The 19,060-nt window shown below is 71.5% G+C and carries 19 protein-coding genes; 9 read left to right on the top strand and 10 right to left on the bottom strand.

The window, feature by feature from the left end:
- The 8 genes from AE652_RS46195 to AE652_RS06005 all read left to right on the top strand — a co-directional run.
- A partial coding sequence (locus tag AE652_RS46195; RefSeq protein ID WP_049650107.1) for a hypothetical protein occupies positions 1-262 on the top strand: 262 nt, incomplete at its 5' end.
- On the top strand, positions 262-1,857 hold the full coding sequence (locus tag AE652_RS06035; protein WP_049650106.1) for a PEP/pyruvate-binding domain-containing protein: 1,596 nt from the start codon (positions 262-264) through the stop codon (positions 1,855-1,857). The genes AE652_RS46195 and AE652_RS06035, both read left to right, overlap by 1 nt.
- Positions 1,854-2,171, top strand: a complete 318-nt coding sequence (locus AE652_RS06030) for a hypothetical protein (RefSeq protein ID WP_049650105.1) — start codon at positions 1,854-1,856, stop codon at positions 2,169-2,171. The genes AE652_RS06035 and AE652_RS06030 overlap by 4 nt, the downstream gene beginning before the upstream one ends.
- The gene (locus AE652_RS06025; protein ID WP_049650104.1) at positions 2,155-2,790 is read left to right on the top strand and encodes a PIG-L deacetylase family protein; all 636 of its coding nucleotides are present in this window, start codon (positions 2,155-2,157) and stop codon (positions 2,788-2,790) included. Before AE652_RS06030 ends, AE652_RS06025 begins: the two co-directional genes overlap by 17 nt.
- Positions 2,791-2,867: 77 nt before the next feature.
- Positions 2,868-3,617, top strand: a complete 750-nt coding sequence (locus AE652_RS06020) for a 7-carboxy-7-deazaguanine synthase QueE (RefSeq protein WP_063780074.1) — start codon at positions 2,868-2,870, stop codon at positions 3,615-3,617.
- A gap of 1,081 nt (positions 3,618-4,698) precedes the next feature.
- Positions 4,699-5,520 (top strand): hypothetical protein, encoded by an 822-nt coding sequence (locus tag AE652_RS06015; RefSeq protein WP_049650102.1) that lies wholly within the window; start codon positions 4,699-4,701, stop codon positions 5,518-5,520.
- 156 nt (positions 5,521-5,676) lie between these two features.
- Positions 5,677-6,063, top strand: coding sequence for a hypothetical protein (locus AE652_RS06010; RefSeq protein ID WP_049650101.1), 387 nt, complete (start codon positions 5,677-5,679; stop codon positions 6,061-6,063).
- A complete protein-coding gene (locus AE652_RS06005) occupies positions 6,060-7,715 on the top strand; it encodes a hypothetical protein (protein WP_049650100.1) in 1,656 nt (551 codons plus the stop codon). The genes AE652_RS06010 and AE652_RS06005 overlap by 4 nt, the downstream gene beginning before the upstream one ends.
- A 10-nt stretch (positions 7,716-7,725) precedes the next feature.
- Here AE652_RS06005 and AE652_RS06000 read toward each other — a convergent pair whose 3' ends face one another.
- Genes AE652_RS06000 through AE652_RS05965 form a run of 8 tightly spaced genes read right to left on the bottom strand, consistent with a single transcriptional unit; the run spans position 7,726 to position 15,950 of the window.
- Positions 7,726-8,301: a DUF4913 domain-containing protein gene (locus tag AE652_RS06000; protein ID WP_049650099.1), complete on the bottom strand. Its 576-nt coding sequence runs from the start codon at positions 8,299-8,301 to the stop codon at positions 7,726-7,728.
- Positions 8,294-10,030, bottom strand: a complete 1,737-nt coding sequence (locus tag AE652_RS05995) for a type IV secretory system conjugative DNA transfer family protein (protein WP_049650098.1) — start codon at positions 10,028-10,030, stop codon at positions 8,294-8,296. The genes AE652_RS06000 and AE652_RS05995 overlap by 8 nt, the downstream gene beginning before the upstream one ends.
- A complete protein-coding gene (locus tag AE652_RS05990) occupies positions 10,027-11,547 on the bottom strand; it encodes an ATP-binding protein (RefSeq protein ID WP_049650097.1) in 1,521 nt (506 codons plus the stop codon). The genes AE652_RS05995 and AE652_RS05990 overlap by 4 nt, the downstream gene beginning before the upstream one ends.
- A 9-nt stretch (positions 11,548-11,556) precedes the next feature.
- Entirely contained in the window at positions 11,557-13,005 is a 1,449-nt protein-coding gene (locus AE652_RS05985) for an SCO6880 family protein (RefSeq protein WP_234348240.1), read from the bottom strand.
- Positions 13,002-14,435, bottom strand: coding sequence for a hypothetical protein (locus AE652_RS46190; protein ID WP_049650096.1), 1,434 nt, complete (start codon positions 14,433-14,435; stop codon positions 13,002-13,004). Before AE652_RS46190 ends, AE652_RS05985 begins: the two co-directional genes overlap by 4 nt.
- Complete coding sequence (locus AE652_RS05975) at positions 14,432-15,241, bottom strand: hypothetical protein (RefSeq protein WP_063780071.1); 810 nt, start codon at positions 15,239-15,241, stop codon at positions 14,432-14,434. The genes AE652_RS46190 and AE652_RS05975 overlap by 4 nt, the downstream gene beginning before the upstream one ends.
- A gap of 1 nt (position 15,242) precedes the next feature.
- The gene (locus AE652_RS05970) at positions 15,243-15,527 is read right to left on the bottom strand and encodes a hypothetical protein (protein ID WP_049650094.1); all 285 of its coding nucleotides are present in this window, start codon (positions 15,525-15,527) and stop codon (positions 15,243-15,245) included.
- A gap of 3 nt (positions 15,528-15,530) precedes the next feature.
- On the bottom strand, positions 15,531-15,950 hold the full coding sequence (locus tag AE652_RS05965; RefSeq protein ID WP_049650093.1) for a hypothetical protein: 420 nt from the start codon (positions 15,948-15,950) through the stop codon (positions 15,531-15,533).
- Between the two features lie 218 nt (positions 15,951-16,168).
- Here AE652_RS05965 and AE652_RS05960 point away from each other — a divergent pair, with 218 nt between their 5' ends.
- Positions 16,169-17,194 carry an NlpC/P60 family protein gene (locus AE652_RS05960; RefSeq protein WP_234348239.1) on the top strand — a complete coding sequence of 342 codons (1,026 nt, stop codon included), beginning with the start codon at positions 16,169-16,171 and terminating at the stop codon, positions 17,192-17,194.
- 81 nt (positions 17,195-17,275) lie between these two features.
- Here the strand turns inward: AE652_RS05960 and AE652_RS05955 are convergent, their stop codons facing one another.
- Positions 17,276-17,803 (bottom strand): hypothetical protein, encoded by a 528-nt coding sequence (locus tag AE652_RS05955; protein WP_049650092.1) that lies wholly within the window; start codon positions 17,801-17,803, stop codon positions 17,276-17,278.
- A gap of 115 nt (positions 17,804-17,918) precedes the next feature.
- A complete protein-coding gene (locus AE652_RS05950; RefSeq protein ID WP_049650091.1) occupies positions 17,919-19,052 on the bottom strand; it encodes a hypothetical protein in 1,134 nt (377 codons plus the stop codon).
- Positions 19,053-19,060 lie beyond the last annotated feature (8 nt).

The following is a 19,060-nucleotide window of genomic DNA, read 5'->3' as shown; positions in this document are numbered from 1 at the left end:
CATCGACGCCTCGCGCCGACGCGCGGTCCGGCTGCGCGACGCGTGGGTCCTCGCCGCGCTGCTCGCCGCCGCGGGCGACCCGGCCGGCACCGCGCGGGTGCAGGGGATGACCACCGTCTGCCGATGGGCGGCCGGCAGCGAGGAGACCCGCAAGGTCCAGCGGCACCGCTACCTCGCCGCAGCACGCCGCTGGTGCGAGCAGCACGGCGCCGACCCCGCCACCATCACCGCCGCCGACCTGCTGGCCCCGGGAGCCGACTGATGACCATCGCCCTGCCCTGTCTCGACGAGACCCTGGACACCGAAACCGCCGGGGCGAAGGCCACCGCCCTCGCCCGCCTAGCCGCCGTCGGGCTGCCCGTCCCCGCGGGAGTCGTCATTCCCGCAGGTCACCCCGAGGAGCAGCTCGCGGCCGCCACCCGCGAGGTCCTCGCCCGTTGCCCGGCCCCGTACGGGCTGATCGCCCGCTCCTCCTCCGCAGCCGAGGACGGAAGAGAGGCGTCCTTCGCCGGCCTGTTCACCTCCCGCATCGTCCCGGCCAAGCCCGCCGCGCTACTGGACGCCATCCGCGCCGTTCGCGCCTCCGCCCACCACCCGACCGTTACCGCGTACGGCCAAGCCATGGGGGTAACCGGTCTGCCGCGCATGGCCGTTCTCGTGCAGGCGGTCCTGCGACCGGCTTGCTCCGGTGTCCTGGCCGCCGCCGTCACCGGCGGCCGGTGCACCCGCTGGCGGATCGAGGCCGTCCGCGGCCTGGCCGAGCAGCTCGTCTCCGGTCATGTGGTCGGCGAGATCCACGTGGGCGGCCCCGGCCACAGCGCCACCGTCCGGCCCGCCACCCAGGAGGTCATCCAACTTCCCGCTAAGGAACATGAGTTGGAGATTCCGCCGGGCGAGTGGGTAGGCCTTGGCACGGTAGCCGGAACTCGGGCCAAGATCCAGACCTCCAGCGCGGGCGTGCTGCACCTGTACACCCCGGCCGCCCTGGCGGACCAACCCGCGCTCACCGCCGCAGCACGCGCTCAGCTCCTCACGGCCGCCGCCCGGGCCGCCGAGGCCCTCGGCCTGGAGCGCGTCGACGTCGAGTGGGTGATCGACGCCGATGGCAGCCTCCACGTCGTGCAGGCCCGCCCGCTCACCGTGCCGCTCACCGACCACACCGCCGCTCGGACGACGGCCGACGACGACCGGGTGCTGCACGGGATCGCGGCCGCCCCCGGCACCGGTACCGGGCCCGGCGTCCACGCCTTCGGCGATGCCGGCATCGCCGACCAGGTGCTGGTCTGTGACGCTCTCGGCCCCGAAGCCGTCCCGGCGCTCCTCATGGGCCCTGCCGCCGTCGTGGCCACCACCGGCGGCGAGCTCTCCCACACCGCGATCATCACCCGCGAGCTCGGCATCCCCTGCGTCACCAACGTCACCGACGCCCGCAAGGCGATCGCCACCGGCACCGTCGTCGAAGTCGACGGCGGCGCCGGCACCGTACGCCCCGCCCCGACCGTCCCCGCTCAGCGCACCAGCTCCCAGACCCAGTCGCTCTCCGCCACCGCGGTGCTCGTCCGAGCCTTGGGCCAGCCGGTGCCCGACGACGGCCGCGCCGCCACCCTCCTCTGGCACGACGAGCACACCCCCGCCCTCGACCTGGCCGGGTACGGGAGCCACGGCCCGCACCCCGTCGGCCTGCTGGTGACCGGCGACTTCTCCGCGCCGGTCACCGTCCCGCCCGGGTGCAGCCCGATCCGCCTGCCGGGTTTGGGCATGCTGCTGTGGCCCCAGGACGCCCCGTCCCCGCCCACCGAGATCGCTGTCCTGGGCCCCGACGGACAGGTCCTCCACCGCAGGACGGTGACCCGGTGACCCCCGTCGGACTCCTCGGCGACGCGACGGCGCTGATCGTCGACTGGGACGGCACCGTCGCGGACACCGCCGCCGCCCGCCACGCCGCCCTTCAGGCCGCACTGGCACCGCACGGCGTCACCGTCGCTGCCGGCCGCTATCGGGCGCCGGCCGGCCTGCCCGTGCGCGAGGTGATCGCCCAGCTCACCGCCGACTTCGCCGACGGCTTCGCAGCCCTGGCGGCCGGCATGCGCACCCTCACCATCCGCGACGGCCGGCTCGTCCCGGCCCACGCCCCCAGCCCCTCTGGAGCTCCCTGTGCCGCGCAATCCTGACGACCAGTCGACCGGGCCGCAGTCCGTACTCGCCGTGTTCGCCCACCCCGACGACGCCGAGCTGTGGGCCGGCGGCACCCTCGCCCTCCACGCTCAACATGCGCCCGTCCACATCGCCGTCCCCCTCCACGGCCCGGTCCGCGACGCGGAGGCCAAGGCCGGAGCAGCCGTCCTCGGCGCCACCCTCCACCAGGTCGCCGAACTCACCCCGTCCGCGATCCGGGCCCTGCTCGTCCAGCTGAAGCCGCACGTCGTCATCACCCATCCCGTCCTCGACACTCACGCCGAGCACCGGCACACCGCCGAGGCCGTCCTCGAAGCCCTGCCCGAGGCGAAGATCGAAACCGGCCGACCGCGGCGCCTCTACACCTGCGACACCTACAACTCCCTCACCCTCGTCGGCCCGGTCACCCCCACGGTGATGGTCGACGTCACCAGGACCTTCGACACCAAGATGCGGGCCCTGCACTGCCACGAGTCCCAGCCCATCGACGACCACTTCGGCCCCATGGCCGAAGACCTCGCACGCCTGTGGGGCAGGCGCAGCGGCGCTGGACACGCCGAGGCGTTCACCGCCCTTCCCGTCCTCGGCCGCCTGCCCGGTGCCACCCACCTGTGATGTCGGCCGCCTGCCGCCGTACCCCCCGACGGAGGGTGGGCCCCTCGTCTGCAGAGCAACGGAGGAATCGCCGCGTGATGAAGATCAGCCAGGTATTCGGGCCGACGGTTCAGGGTGAGGGGAGCGCTGCCGGACGGCACTGCCTCTTCGTGCGAACCTTCGATTGCAACCTGGAGTGCAATTTCTGCGACACCGCGTACACGTGGGCGGTGACGGACGAGAAGGCGGCCAAGTCCCGCAGCGGGAAGCGCTACGAGCGCGACGAGCCCCTGTACGGACTCAAGCACATGGACGCCGCCGCGGTCCTCGACCGGCTGAGGGCGCTGTGGGACATCGAGCACCGGCCGACGATCATCGTGATTTCCGGCGGCGAGCCGATGATGCAGCAGCGGGAGCTGGTGCCGCTGCTGGAGCAGCTGCGCGGCTGGGGCCACGAGGTCCACATCGAGACTGCCGGTACCATCGCCCCCCTCGCGGAGTTCAACGAGCTCGTCACGCAGTACAACGTCTCCCCGAAGTTGGCCAGCAGTGGCAACCGGCTTTCCAAGCGGTTCAAGCCGGAGGCGCTCGCTGCTCTTCGGGACAGCGGCCGGGCCTGGTTCAAGTTCGTCGTCACCGAGGACTGGGAGACGGACCTGGCAGAGATCGACCGGATCGTCGTAGATGTGGCGCTGGCGCCGCAGCGGGTGATGGTCATGCCGGAAGGGTCGGACGGCCGAACCAACATCACCACTGCCCAGAAGATGGTCGACGCCGCTCTTCGGCGGGGCTTCGGACTTTCCTTCCGGAACCACGTTTTCCTGTGGAACGAGGACCCTGACCGGTAGCACGGCGACGGCGTCCTCGGCGCGGTCGTGATCCTCGTACGCTGATCTGCCGCGGACCCGCATGTCAGCCGAACCTGCCCGGCGAGTTCGCGGCCGAGGGTGCAGGCCAGCAGGTCCCCTGTGCCTCGCGGCCCATTGTGGCCGCGAGGGCACGGCATCGCTGGCGCAGCCCTCGCCAAGGGTCATACCGGCCTCGATGATGGCGGCGTCGAGGTCGATCTCCCGCTGAAATTTTCGGCGTCGGAGTCACCGATGACCAGCAGTGGGCGGGTCTCCCGAGCTCAGGTCGTCTTGAGTGCAGCCGCCGACATCGAAGGCGACGTCGACCTCATCATGGCCGGCTGTCATGGCATGTCGTGGTTGGTTCACGGGGTAGGGCAACTCCGAGGATCCGGCACCGGCGTGAAGGAACGGGATCGACGGATCCTTCAGCTTCGCTGGCAGTATTAAGTGTAACAATAAGCACTAACTCGCTGTACTCAGTCATTGCTGACTTCGTTCATCTCGTGGGACTGGGGTCGTCGACGGGGCCGATTCTTGGATTACCCCTGGTGGTTGGTCGGGTGGCCCTCGGAAATTCGGGCGCTCGGGTGCCAGTGCCGCGAGGATTGATGACGCGCCGGTGCTTGTGATCAGGGTGAGCCGATGAGTTCGGATATGGCCGTCGCGTTGGCCGGTGAAATTCGGCAGGCGTGTGCTACACCGGGGGAACTCGCACCTGGAGGGGGCGGCGCCCGCCCGGAGCATCCCACTCCTTCTTGGTGCAGACAGACGTATATGCGGATAGTCGTGTGGGAGATGGCGGATGCGATCACTGCAGCCGGCGGAGCGGGAGGATCTCATTCTTGGTGTTCCTCCAGAGAATGAACAGAGGATTTGGGAGCGGCTGGCAGAGGAGGACGCGGTCTCGGCCGGACTCGTGGGGAGCTTGACGGCGGATGCCGGAACGGACGGCGGGTCAGTGCGTGCACACCTGGAATCGGCGGCACACGAGAAAACGGCAGGCGCTTGGGAGGCGCAGACGGATCAGTTGCCCTTGTGGCCCGAAAAGGGAACGGCTGAGCCGGCAGGTGCTCGGCTGGTGACGGACCAGGTCGGGCTGCCCGATCTCAGGGTGCAGCTCCGTGAGGTGATGGAGGCCTGGAAGGAGATCGTGCCCGCGGGGCGCAGCACGGCCGACGATCTGCGAGTGATCCTGGAGGCCGATGTCGAGGCGCTGCGGGTTCGGTGGCAGCAGGTTGCCGCGAAGTCGGGTGGACCTGTGATGCGGGACGTGCAGGGGGCGACGGTACTGCCTGCCGCAGGGTACGGTGCGGAGGCCGTCAACGCAGCTCTTCGCGATGCCGAGCGATGCGACCCAGACCTTCGCGGACTGGAGGAATGGCGCCAACTTGGGGCCGTACGGGAAGCGGTTGGCCGACTGTGGCGAACTCTCGCGCTGAGGGCAGGTGAATGTGCCGGTCGGCTCTTCGCCGACCACCGTGTCTCCGAGTTCCTTCGCAATGTGTCGATCCGCGCCTGCGAGACGATCGCCCGGCTCGCCCAACTGGCCTCCGACCGGCTGCGCCGCGGCCAGATCGGGCTGCCGAGCGCGGAGGCCCTCCTGGTTCTCGGCAACGCGGCAGGTGCCTACAGCATGTCCGCGCGGCGTCAGGATGGAGGTCCCGCCGCCGGGACTCCGTCCATCACCGTCGATGTTCCCGAGCTGCGGCGGATGGGCGAGGCGCTGCAACGGCCTGGCCCGACGGCCGCGCAACCAGGAAGCGTCTCGGCGAGAGCGGCCACGGCGCGGTCGGCCCGTACGTCCCCGAGGCGGCCGACCGCCGCTGCGGGTGAGCGGCCGGCGCACCTGCGACGCGGCGGATCGTCCGTCCAGCCGGGGCGCACGCCCAAGCAGAGGTGAGCCGAGGCCGGGAGCGAACTCGGCGAGTTCATCCGATCCGGTGAACCGCCCTGCTGTCAGGCCCGTGTTTTCCACAGCAACCCCGGTCGGTACCCCGAACCGGTGCGAGCTGTGCTCGTCTGTCTCCGCACCGCCATCCCATCGGAGGACCGAATCATGAACCCGAACCCGAACCAGCCGGACGTCGAACAGGCGGCCGCCACCGCCCTGAGGACGGCCGCCACTGCCGCACACGCGCTCGCGGACCTGGCCGTCCGCGACGACCGCTACGACCAGCTGGCCGCTCTCACCGCCGCCTCCTACGCCACCGAGGCGACCATCTACCTCCCACTGCCCGACCGCGATCCCGAGGACGGCGACCGCCTGGCCGACCACGACCTGGTCGGCCACTTGGCCGACCTCGCCGACGCACTCGACGAGCTCGCCCGGCGCTCGCCCGGCGTCCGGCGGATGCGGGACCGTCACATGGCCGCCCTCCACGCCCGGGACGCCGCCGCCGCACTGCGCGATGCCCTGCCGGTCGAGCAGGGAGGGGCCGGATGACGGACGTCACCTGGGGTGATTTCGTCACCCTGGCCTTTTCCAGGATGGAGTACGCCCTAGCGGCCCTCACCCTCGCCGACGCCGATTGCCCGAGCACACCAGGTCAGCACGCCGCCCGCAGTGAGGCGCTGGCGGACGTCTTCCAGCTGCTCCACCGCGGCACCAGCCGATTCGGACCCCTCGCTCCCGACCCGCTCGGCATCGCCGAAGGCGACGTGGCCCGACTGCACAGCAACGTGGAGATCCTCGGACGGTTGCTGCGGGACGAGGCCTTCTACGCGTGGCCCGAGCCTGACCCGGCAGCGTCGCACCTGGCCGAAGCCGTGGGCTTCCTCCGCTTCGCCGGAGACTTGCTCGCCAGCCACCACGGGCCGGACGGAGAGCCCCGCAGCCCCTACGCCGCGTACCTGGACAGTGCCGGGGTCGCGCGCCACATGGTTTCCCAGACGGCCGAACTCGCCAGCGTCGCCGGGCGGGTGGCCGTGCGGATCGGCCAGCTGTGCCCGTCCGACCGCCGGGTGATTCGCAGCCATGACGTGGCCTACCGCCTCAGGGAGCGCGCGGTGCTCATCGAGCGGGCGGCGATCGGCATCCAGCGCCAGCTCCACTCGCCCCGCCCGTCCGTCCCGGCTCCCGGTCTCACGCACCTCCCGCAGGCCGCCACGGCGCCGCCGCCCCCGGTCAGGCCGGGCGAGTCGCAGTACGAAGCGCTCCGGGCGGTCGGCGGAGGTTTGGAATGGCTGGCCGCCCACGTGGCGCAGCAAGCGTCCCAGCGCCTCCCGGACGCCACCGTCGCCGAATTGTCGATCGCCGCCGACCACTCCGCGGTGGCCCACCTGCTCACCGCCCGTCTGATCGAGCACACCCGGGATCTCCTCACGTCCGACCCGGTCGCCCAGGGCGTCGTGGATGTGGCCGGCGGCGCCTTGCGAGAGGCAGCTCAGGCCTGGCAACAGGCCGCGGCCAGTTGGAAGTCGGGCCTCGGCAGCGCGCCCGCGGCCTCGAACCCGCGCCTCGTCCGCGAGGCGGAGTTCGCGGTGGTCCGGCTCGGGCGCACCCTCTTCTCCCCGGGCTGGACTCGCCGCGACACCGGGCGGCGCGCCCCCAGGACCCCGCACGAGATCATCACGGCGCCGGGCGACGCAACCCACCTGCTCGCTGCCGCCCACGCTGTCCCCGCAGCCGGACAGATCCTCGCCGAACACGTCCCCCGCATCGGCTCCGCCCTGGTCCAGCGCGGAGCACTCCTCAGTTCCGATCCCGCCCACAATCCACGCGGCAGCGCGCCCTCCGACCAGTTCCGGGACGGTTGGACCAGGTGGTACCCGGCATCGCCCGAGCAGATCCGCCACATCACGAACGCCTACGACAGCGCCCGTCAAGCGTCCGCCGCAGCGCAGATCGCCACCGCGCGCGCGGCCGAAGCGGTCGGCCGCCCCCTCGGCCGGGCCGTGCTGGAGGCCGACCGCCGGAACACGCTCGGCTTCACCGGGGACCCCTTCTACGACACCCGCCGGGTGAAGGCCGCCGCCGCCCGTGCCCGCAGCACGACGGTGGCCCGCCCGTCGGACCCGGCGCGCCTGCCGGCCCACCGCGCGTCCGAGCTGTCCCGAGAGGTCGGTGCGCTCCATCCGCGGAGGAAGACCCGGTAGCGTCGGCCGGTCAGCTGTCGTCCTCGGTCGTGCACCAGGCGCTGGGCACCCTGCCGGGCAGTCGGTGCCCGGTCCGGTGTTCGCTCTTGGTGCAGCCGGCGAACGGCCCTCCCGGACCGCGCAGGTCGGCGATGTGCGGCCGGTAGTGGTCGCGGTACCAGACGCTGGGCCCGGTGTAGCCGCAGGTGGCGGGATCGGTGAGCTCCTGCCAGGCCAGCCACATCGCGTGCAGGACACCGACGGCGTCCCAGTGCTCGATCCACAGATGGCACCACCGGGATTCGGCGGATGCCTCGCCGAGGCAGCCGGGGACGAGGACGCCTTCGACCCACTCCGCGAGCAGTCTCAGCTCCGCGTCGCGCTGCTCACCTTCGAGGAGGAAGAGGAAGGGCGGGTACTGCCACTCGGTGCTCTCCTCCTGCTCTGCCTCGGCGTCGTCGGGTGTCTCGCTTCCGTGATCCGCCGATCCGGCGCTGGCCGAGCCGGACTCCCGGAGGTCCCGCAACTCGGCCTGAACGGCCTGGAGCATGGCCTTGAGATCGTCCACGTCCTCGGTGAGCACCCGATCCGCGGCTTCGTCAGTCATGGCGAGCCGACCTCCGGGCCTCCCAGGCGACGGCGGCACGCTTCGCGATGAGAGCCTCCTCGGTCTTCATCGCGGGGCCGAGGTGGGCCATGGCCGGTTCCTCGTACCAGGGGCGCAGCGCGATCTGGGCGACGGGCATGCCGGTGGACAGCAGCAGGGCGGTGCCGCGCTTCATGGCACGGACCTGGGCAGGTTCGAGGATCTGCTCGCGGTGCTCGCTGAAGGACGTCGAACCGCCGTCGCGGCTCCTGGAACGGGACTCGCGGATGACGTCGTGGTTGCCGACGAGGGTGGCGATGTCGTTGACGAAGCGCGGGTCGTCCAGGCCGACGCCGATCACCTTCTTCGTGGCCGCGCTCCACAGGGCGTCCATGCCGACCTCTCCCCAGGCCCGTACGCCCTGCCGGTAGGACTGGAGGATCGTGCAGGGAGTGATACCGCGTGAGCCGAGGTGGCTGTAGAGGTCGGGCAGGTCCTCGATCCGGCAAATGTTGGCCGCCTCGTCCAGGACCGCGCGCATCGGCTCGGGCAGGCGTCCGCCGTGGCGCTCTCCGGCCTCGGAGGCGGAGGTGAACACGGAGTCGGCCAGCGCGGCGACGACGGCGGAGGCGGCGCCGCCCTTCCTGCTGAGCAGGTAGAGGGTGTCCCGGCTGAGCGCGAACTCCTCCGGCCGGAACCGGGGCCGGTGCCGGTCGGGGAGCAGCCAGGCGAGCACCTTCTCGTCGCGCAGCGCGCTGACGGCGGTGCGGGCGTTCTGGTAGATGCCGGACTGGGTCTCCTCGGCGATGTTGATGGAGCTGTCGACCTGTTCGGCGAGGACCTCCTCGTGCTGGTAGAGGATCCGCAGCGGCGCCCGTTCCTTGGGGTCGGCCAGCCACTTGAGTACGTGCCGTACGGTGGCGCCGTCCCACCAGGCGGCGCGGAACATGCCGACCAGCAGGTCGCCGGCGCCTTGAGACCAGAACGGGTCGGCAACGTCCGACTTGACCTGGTTGACGAAGTGCCCGGCCAGGCGCTCGGCGCGGTCGAGCGTCTCGGCCTCGGAGATGATGTCCCACCACCATGCCCGCTCGATCCGGGCCACGCCCTGGGTGTCGAACGCCCAGACGTTGCCCGCCTTCCGGCGGGAGGCCAGGGTGGCGGCGTAGACGTCCGGCTTGTTGCTGGTCAGCAGCAGGGCCGCCGGGGCTTCCTCGGCGACCGGGATCGCGATCGTCGAGGACTTGCCGGCCCGGGGTGCCATCAGGGCGAGGTAGGTGTCCTCGTCGGACCCGCGCAGTTCCACGCCGGTCGGCAGGTGGTCGCCGATCAGCACACCACGGTCGTGCGGCGCGACGGCGCGAGGCCTGACACCGTGGAGGGAAGCGCGCAGCCGGATGGCGGTGCGGGCTGCGCGCTCGGGAGCGAGGTCGCGTACCTGGTGGAGGGTGGCGAGGTGGGAGGCGTTGTGGAACCAGCGCAGTCCCGTCCGCAGGCCCCAGAGAAGGCCGGCGAGGACGACCAGGTCGAGGAGTACGGCGCCGATGGCACTGGTGGTGGGGGAGTTCGGCCAGACGGAGTGCCAGTCGCGCGTCATCTCGAAGACGGTGAAGGGGCTGAGCGGCGGGATGTCGGCTCCGGCAATGGCGGCGCAGACGGAGGCACCGGTCCAGGTGGAGGCGGACAGGACCACCGAGCCGCCGGCGAGGGCGCCGCCGGCGAGCCACGCCCGGTCGTTCTCGGTCATCATCGACGGGCTCCTTTGGGTGCGTTCCCGGCCGTGTCGGTGTGGTAGAGCCGGTGTTCGGTGGAGGTGAGTTCCATCGCGGCGGCGATGCCGGGCCTGGTGCCGAGCTTGATGAGGTACTTGCCGCGGCCGGGATGGACGTGGTCGGAGGCGTCGAGGCCGGTGCTGGTGGCCGAGGCCCAGGACGTGATCAGCAGGCGTTCCTGTTCGGTCAGGGTTCGTTTGCCGGAGACGCGGCCGAGTTCCTCGTCGGTCGAGCCGCCGATGACCCAGGTGTCGCACCGGTCCATCAGGCCTCTGGCCTTGGCCCGGTCCTCCTCGGTGGGCAGGGCTTCCATGTCCTGGAGCGAGTGCGTGACGTAGATGGTGACGTCGTCGGTGGTGCGGTTGAGGCGGCTGATGGAGTCCATGGCGTCGACCAGGCCAGGGCCGGAACGCAGGGCCCGCCACATCTCGTCCATGGGCAGTACGAGTCGGCGGCGGATCACACCGAGGCTGCGGGCGCTGTCGATGGTGTTGTAGGTGTAGGCCCAGCTGGCGATCATCCCGGCGGACACGACGTCACGGCCCCGGGCCCGCAGGGCATCGATGTCGACCGACACCGCCGGGGCGTCCAGGTCGAGCGGCGTCGTGGTCGGCCCGTCGAACATGCCCTTGAGCGGCCCGTCGACCAGGTTGTCCAGCCCTGCCACGACCGAGCGGGTCAGGTCGAGGTACGTGTCGCCCTCGGCCGCCAGCTTGGCCCGCAGCGCCTCGGGGGCCTGGCGCAGGACGGTGGTGACGTCGGGGATGACCGGGTCGGTGCCCGGCGCGGCATCGGCGGCGAGCTGTACGGCGGTGGTGAGTGCGGAGCGTTCGATCTCGTCCGGCTGGCGGCCGAGCCCGCACCGGGTGGCCAGCAGGGCGCCGAGGGTCTCCAGCCGGCGCCCGTTGAGGACGTCGAGCAGGGCGCCGCGTTCGGTGGCGGGCAGTGAGGCCGATCGGCCCAGCAGAGGGCCGGAGTCGAGCGGGTTGATCCGGTCGGCCCCGGTGCCGATCCTCAGCACGCTGCCGCCGAGTTCGCGGATCATCGCGGTGTACTCGCCCTTGACGTCGGCCGGCACGCACATCATGCTGCCGAACGCGACGTAGACGAGGCAGATGCGCTTCACCAGGGCGCTCTTGCCAACGCCGGGCTGGCTCATGACCCACACCCCGGGATTGGTGGTCAGCTTCCCGGTCCAGCCGGACGGGTCGACACACACCAGCTCGCCGGTGAGCACGTCCCGGCCGACCGGTACCCCGCGAGGCGGCAGCCCCGAACCGAGGAGGAACGGATAGATCGCGCCGGCCTGGGTGGAGGGCCCGGTGTAGACGGTGCCGGTGTCCTCCACCGCTGCCCGGCCACCGAACAGGCCGCCCCAGCCCAGCCGCGGAGCGTAGGTCCGCCGGCCCGATGCCCGGCGCGCCTTCCCGCGCTCCGGCTGGCCGTCGTCCGGGTCGGGATTCCAACGCGGCGTCAGCAGTCTCGGCTGTCGCATGCCGACTCCCTACCTCACCAACGGCTGGTAGCCGATCGGCAGACCGGCCGCGAACGTGGACGCCTGCGCGCCGTAGGCGGGGCGCATTCGGATGCCCTTCGTCGCCTTCACCGCGCGTTCCAACTCCTGCCGGGCGTCGGGGAGTTCGGCGGCGGAGCGGGCGGTGGTGGTGACCCTCAGCGTCCATTCGACGACCTGGGCGCCGCTCGCCGCCTGGTGGGCGGCCTGCTCGGCCCGTTGGTGGTCGGCCTTCTGGCTCCACCTCGCGCGTCCCCGTACCTGTGCGGTCGCCTGCGCGCGCTGCTCGGCGTTGGAGATCTCACGTTCCAGGACCGCCTCGCCCTCGTACGGGTCGAGCACCCGGTAGGAGAGGGTGACGCGGCGCTGGAACCGCCCGGGGCTCAGCAGCGGCAGCAGCACGCTGTAGGGGATCGGGCGGCGCGGCATCTCCCGCAGCACCCAGCTCACGGAGACGGCGCCGTCGTGCGCGTAGGCCTCCAGCAGGTCGTCGGCGGCGACCGGGCCGCACTCACCCCAGGTCAGCTCGGCGAAGTCCTCGTCCCGGGCGTCGAACACCGCCGGATCGTAGGCGGAACGTACCAGGCGGCGCAGGTCGGTGGGCGTGCTCCGGCGCACGATGTCGGTGCCGGTGCCGTTCAGGTCGAGCGTGTCGACCACCCGGAGGGCCTCGGCCACCTGCTCGGCCAGGTCGGTCGGCGGGTTCGCCCCCGCGGTGGGGTCGACGATGACGCTCATCCACGGGGCCACCGAGGCGGTCGCGCGCGGCGTGGTGCGCACGAGTTCGTCGATCGTGTCGAGCGCCAGGCGCGGGGCGTCCGGTCGACGGCGGTCCTTGACGTCGTCGGCGAGCGCTTCGCCCGCGCCCGGGGTGATCTGGACGGTGACGGCGGCGCCCAGGATCTGCTCGTCGGTGCTCATCGCGTCCAGGACCGCGCTCCAGCTGCGCAGGCTGCCGCGTACCGCGCTGGTGGTGGCCATGAGCGTCCCGCCGGGGGCGAGCAGGGTGGTGACGGTCATCGCTCCGCTGGACCGGTTGTGGACCACCCCGACCGGACGGCCCGTGGTGGGGTCGTGGGCGGCGATCAGCACGGAGCTCGCACCGACGCCGGGCAGGTCCAGCGCGTAGGGCTGCGGCAGAAGGACCTGGCGGTAGGAGGTGCTGCCCGAACGGTCGGCATGCCGCCAGGCGAGCACGGCCCAGTAGTAGGCCAGAGCCGGCATGCCCTGACGGCGCGCGGCGGCCAGCCCCGCGAGGGCGAGCGTGAGCGGCATGGTGACGAGCAAGGTGCCGGGGCAGCGGGCGCCGACGATGCCGTCGGCGATCAGCACGACGGCGGCCAGGATGGTGGCTTCGCGCGACATTCCGGCGAGGCCGAAGCTGCGCCGTGTACGGAATCCCTGCACCCTCAACCCGTCCGGGACTTCAAGCGTGGTCACAGGTGTCCTCCGTTTCCGATCTCCCCGGCACCTCGTTGAACGGCCTGGTCGAGTCCGTCCAGGACCTGGATCACGGGGCCCGCTCCGGTGGCTGTTCCGGCAGCACCTGCCGCACCACCGGCTCCCGCCGAGCCCCCGGCACCGGCTGAGGTCGCACCGTCTCCCGAGGCGGTCGGGTTCGGGATCAACCCGGCACCGGTACGGGAGGCCTGAGCGAGGGCGTCGCTGCCGCCGTCCTGTTCGTCGTCGGCGGCCTTGCCCCTGGACCTGGCCTGTTCGACGCGCTTGGCGTGTTCCACGGCTGTGGTCGGCTGGCTTCCCCCGGCCCCCTCGGCCCCGCTTCCGGCGATCTCACCGCTTCCGCGCCCCGCCATCGCACCGATCGCACCCATGGCCCCGACAGCGCCGGAGCCGGCCATGCCCGACCCGAGCTCCTCGCTCAGGGAGGCGAAGATCCGGGTGAGCGGTCCGGGGGCGAGGATGCCGAGCATCAGGGTGGCCAGGCCGCGCAGCCACGCGGCGAAGCCGTCCGACTTACCGAACTCGGTGAAGCCCGCACAGATGATGACCGCGAGGACGGGTTTGTAGGCGATGCCGACGAGGATCGAGGAGATCAGCTTCGTCACCCACTTCTGGGTGGCGTCGCCGCCGACCCGTCCGGCCCCGGCGATCGGCAGCAGCAGGCACTGGATCGGGATCGCGCTGTTGCGCAGGAAGACCAGCATGAGCTGGACGAAGCCGACCAGGATGAGCACCATGGCGCCGCCGGCCACGATCACGGGGTTCACGATCCCGTTGGGAACCATGGTGGTGATGATCTTGTCGAAGGCGGTCGTGTCGTCATGGAAGACGCCTTGGACCAAGCCGTCGGTCAGCGCGTCACCGGCGGTGAGCAGCAGCGCCACCAGCGATACGCCGAAGACGCTCAGCATCGCGTTCTGCCCCCACCCCGAGGCGGCCCGCAACAGGTGTTTGGCCTGGCCGGTGACAGCCATGCGCCCGGCCTGCCACATGAATCCGAACACGGAGATCAGCAGGCCGAGCCACGCCATCATCCCGGCCAGTACGGCGTTCCCGTTCCACAGCCCGGTGTTCTCCAGCTTCAGCGACGGTCCCTTCAAAGCGATCGTCAGCGTCGCCGCCATGAGCGTTCTGCAGAGTTCGACCGCCGCCTTGAGCCAGTCGCCGACGGCGGACTCCCAGATGGAGTTCCACTCCTCCTTGACCGCCTTGTCGGTGGCCTTCCCGGCCGACTCGCACCAGTCGGTGTCGAAGATCCGTCCGACCAGGCCGACAGCGGTCTGCTCGCAGCCGAAGTCCACGATCGAGCCGACGACGCCGTCGTCCGCGGCGGCCGGTGGCGCGATGGCCGTGGCGCTGCCGAACACGACCGCCAGGGACAGGAGGACGGCGGCGATCCGACGCCTCACGACGCCTGCCTGATCGCGGTCCAGCCTGCCGCGTTGAAGGCGGAGTCGCCCGGCGCCGCGATGGGCGGCTTCCGGTCGGCCTGCGCCGCCGCGTCCTTGATGGCCTGTCCTGACAACTTCCAGTCGCCGTCCTGCCAGACGGCTCCGAGGATCCCCACGCTGTAGACCGTCTTCTCCGCGGCCGTCTCCCCGGCCTTGTCGGTGACGTTCATCAGTACGTAGGCGGTCACCTGGGCGGGGGTGACCTGGATGGGCTTGACCCCGATCATGACGGTCCGCATGAACGCGCCGCCCGGCAGCGGCCCGCTCTCCGGCAGTCCGAGGGCTCTGCGGGTCGCGGCGTCGGCCCGCTCCGCGCCCTGGCGCACCTTCGCCTCGGCCGTCGGGGACTGGTCGGCGGGTGCCATGTAGGCGCTGTAGACGGCGAGTTGCTGCTCCGCGAGGGTGCCGGATCCTTCGACGTCCATCGCGGAGGCGGCCACCATCATCCCGATGGCGCCGTCGGTGGTGTTCGGGAAGCCGGTCTCCCGACCGTTCGCCGCCTTCCGCGCACCCCTCGGCGCGGCGAGCCAGCGCTCCGGCTCGGTCCAGGTCGGCGGGACGCTGTACGTGGGCGCCGGCTGCGGCGCGGTGGTCGCCGCCGGTGGCGACGAGGTGGACGCCGGGCCCGCGTGCCGGGCCGCCGGAACGTCGTCGTGACCGGCCAGGGCCGCGTACCCGGTGAGCCCGACCACGGCGGCCAGCATGGCGCCCGAGCCCCACAGCACGGTCCGGGACAGGGGCCGGCCTCCCCTCGACTTCCTCATGTCAGCCCGCGATGCCGTTGAGGATGGAGATCAACGAGCCGGCCAGCAGGACGGCTGCCACTCCACTGCCCATCCACTTGAACGGCTCGGACCCGCCGCCGTGACGGGACTTGTCGGACATCGCGAGCTTCCACACCCCGACACCGGCCGCGACGACACCGGCCAGGAGCAGGATCCACAGGCCGTAGCCGAACAAGGTGCTGACGGTGCCCTCCATTCCCGGGATCTTGGTCGGCTTGGCGGCGGGAATCAGTCCCGAGTTCTTGGGATCTTCGGCGAGGAACATCAGTCACTTCCCTTCCATCTGGGTGCGCAGCCGGGCGGCCGCGCGCGCCACGGCGGCGTCGGCCAGGGCGTCTTCGGCACGTGCGACCGAGCGAAGCGCCGGCAGGTAGGGCAGGAACACCGTCCCGGCGAGACGCCCGCCCAGGGCACGGAGGCGGTAGCGGGCCGCGGCCGCAGGCTTGGCGGGGACGTCGGCCACCACGACGAGCCACGGCTTCGGAACGGTGTCGGCCGGCCAGCTTCGGACGATCGCCTCCACCTGCACGGTGCCGTAGACGGTGCTGGGAGCGACCAGCACCGGCTGGACGCCGTACGGCACCGGTTCTCCCGGTCCGAGCCCGCGGGCCCGTAGGCCCCGTCCGTCGTCGCCGTTGAGCATCTGAAGCACCACGGCGGAGGCGATGTCGTATCCGTGAACCGGCATCAGCCCGTACGTCGGGACGGTGCGTGCCTGCTGAACAGGTACCACCGGATCGGGTGCCACGTCGCAACCTCCCCCAGCAACTCGCGTTGTCAGAGCGGCCTTTCGATCAGGAGCGAGGAACTGATCGTTTGACCACGTGGCGTAACGCCCCTGGCGGTGCCGAAGGCACGCCCATCCGCCCATTCGGGCCTATCGACGCACCTCACAAGGAGGTCTCCGTGAAGAAGGGTCCGGTCTGCTGCGCGGTGCTCCTCGTGCTGCTCGGTGTGGTCGTCGCGGCGTTCGTTCCGGTGGTGACGGCGGGAGCCGCCGGGACGGGCAGGACACCGGTCGCCGGGCTGCCCGAGGAATACCGGCCATGGGTGCTCAAGGCCGCTGAAGCCTGCCACGACCCGGCGCTGACAGCCGCGTTGCTCGCGGCCCAGCTGTTCGAGGAGAGCGGCTTCCGTGCCGACGCCCGCAGTCCGGCGGGCGCCGAAGGGCCGGCCCAGTTCATGCCGGGTACCTGGGCGACCTGGGGGAGGGACGACGACCGCAGCGGTACGGCTTCGCCCTTCGAGATCGGAGACGCCGTGATGGCGCAGGGGCGGCTGATGTGCAGTCTGCTCGGGCAGGCGGCCGCGTCCGGCATCGCCGACGATCCCCGTCGCCTGGCGTTGGCCGCCTACAACGCGGGGTGGGCCGCCGTGGAAGCCAACCGAGGCGTGCCGCCCTACGCCGAAACCCGGCGCTATGTGGCGGACATCATGGGCAGCGTGGCCCGCTTCCAGGGCACCGGCCCGTTCTCGGAGATCACGGGCCACGGCGCCGGCGCGGACGCCGCCCGCCGGGCCGCCACCCAGCTCGGCGTGCCCTACAGCTACGGCGGCGGCAGCCCGGCCGGGCCCAGCCGTGGGTACTGTGACGGCGACGGCGGCTACCGGGACGGACAGTGCGTGGCCGGCGTGACGGTCGGCTGGGACTGCTCAGCCCTCGTCCAGTACGCCTACTGGCCCGCCCGCCGGCTCCCCCGCACCGCCGCCGAGCAGTACTCCGCCACGGCGGACCGTCCCGTTGCCCGGGCCGAACTCCGGGTGGGCGACCTGCTGTTCTGGAGACACGGCGGCAACGGCCACGTCTACCACGTGGCGCTCTACATCGGCGACGAACACATGATCTCAGCGCCGAAGACCGGCGACGTCGTCAAGAAGGCCCCCGTCACGGACATGCCAGCCTCTGACTTCGCGGGCGCCACGCGACCGTAGGAACGAGGTCCGGTCCTCACGCCACATTGCGCTGTCTCGCTGTCCCTGCGCCTCCGTTGCGCGGGACTCAGAAGCAGCGAGTCAGCGGCAAAGCTCCATGATGGTGTCGTCGAAGTCGGGGAACTCCTGGGTTGCCTGGTCGATGACTGCAGTGGCCGGCTGCTGTCGGCCGGGGGCGAATCGTTCCGCGATGGCTTCCATCTGCGGGTTGGGACGGGGAACCCAATCGGGCTCATACGTGGTGGCTGCTTCCCAGGGCCCGAGGCCGTCGGCGAGCAGCCACAGGAAGTCGCCCAGGTCGCGCGCCAGTACGCCGGTCTCGCCTTCGGAGCCGAGGAAGACGACGGGCTGGTCGATGAGTGGTCGGCCTGGGCGAACCAGCCAGATCGCCGCGTATCCACCCGTGCCGTCCTGGCCGAACACGCGGAAGTCGTCACCGTTCAACTCCGTGTTGCCGGTCCAGGCCCGGAGCCAGTCGGTCGTGTCCTCGGCGGACAGGAAGGCCGGGAAGGGCTCGAAGTCGATCCCTTTGCCGTCGTCGTAGTCGAACGGGATCGCCAGCGCTGCGGCGAGTGCGACAGGGAGTTGTCGATCATTGGTATGAGTCACGCGGAGAGGTTAGCGACTACCAGTGTCATCAACGTCGACTGACCCAGACGGACTGGAACCTCCATGCCCGAAAGGTCGTTGCTCCGAGAACCTGATCCTGAGATTCCTGGGGCCGTCACCGGGATCGTCCCGTGGTGGGCTTCGGGATTGGAGCACGGTGGGCGGTGCGTTTGGGGCTGGGCTTCGCGCCCCGCGTCCATGACGGGGGCTGTCCCGCCGTGGCCGAGGAGGCCCGGGCCGCGTCGGTCACCACGGTGGCCGCGGTGACGGCGTCGTTCGCCGGCCTGCGCAGTGCGTCGGCGGTGGCCTGGACGAGGCGGGGCACGAGGTAGGAGGCGGGGCCGGCTTCCCAGCCGCGATCACGCATCAGCCGCGCCAGGTGCTCCCGGACCGGCTTGCCACCGTCCTGCATGTGCGCCATCCGGGCGGCCAGCAGCGGCCAGGGGCGGGAGTTCACCAGCAGCGCCGCCTCACGCTCCCGGCCGGGCAGCGCCTCGTAGACCCAGCGTACGAACGAGGCGTTCTCCGCCTGGCTCACACCCAGCTGCGCCAGCGCCCTCCGGCGGTCTCCGAGGTCGAGATCCCTCGGTAGGTCCAGCCCTACCGTCAACGGACCGTAGGAGCGTACGGAGTCCCGGCTCGGCCCGCTCGCCCGCCGCTGAGCGGCGTCGAGCCCGCGGTCGACCGCCTGCCCGACACCGGTCCCCTCGGCATAGGCGGCCGCCAGGATTCTTCGGACGTCGACGCCCCGTTCCCGCAGTTCCTGCATCGTCGCGGCGATCTCCGGCCAGGTGGGGGAGGCCAGGATCGCCTCGCGCACCGGGCCCGCCGGAAGGGTCTCGCGGAGCAGCCCGGCCCACTCCTGGGTCTGCTCGGCCGTGATCCGCGCCGAGTCGGACAGGACGGCATCCCGCACCGACACCGCGATGTCCCCGACCCGCGGCAGGAAGTGCTCCAGGTCGACACCGGCCCGCCGCAAGGCGACCAGCTGCTGCGCCATGATCGGCCAGTCCGGACCGGACATCAACATCCAGGCGACATCGGGGGCGAGCAGGGCCTTGAGATCCCCGGCCGCCTCGGTGAGCGCCAGGTCGGTCGGCGGCAGCGGGTGCTCCCGCCCCGACCTCCGCTGCGCCCCACGGCGGACCGCGTCCGCGACGGCGAGCACCAGGCGCACCGCCGCCGTCGACGTCTGTACCGCCTCGCCGACCGCCTCGGCGAACGGTTCACCCGGGTAGGGCATGGTCATCGTGATCT

The organism is Kitasatospora sp. MY 5-36 (assembly GCF_001182915.1).
Taxonomy (GTDB): Bacteria; Actinomycetota; Actinomycetes; order Streptomycetales; family Streptomycetaceae; genus Kitasatospora.
This window is presented reverse-complemented; position numbering and strand designations above follow the sequence as displayed.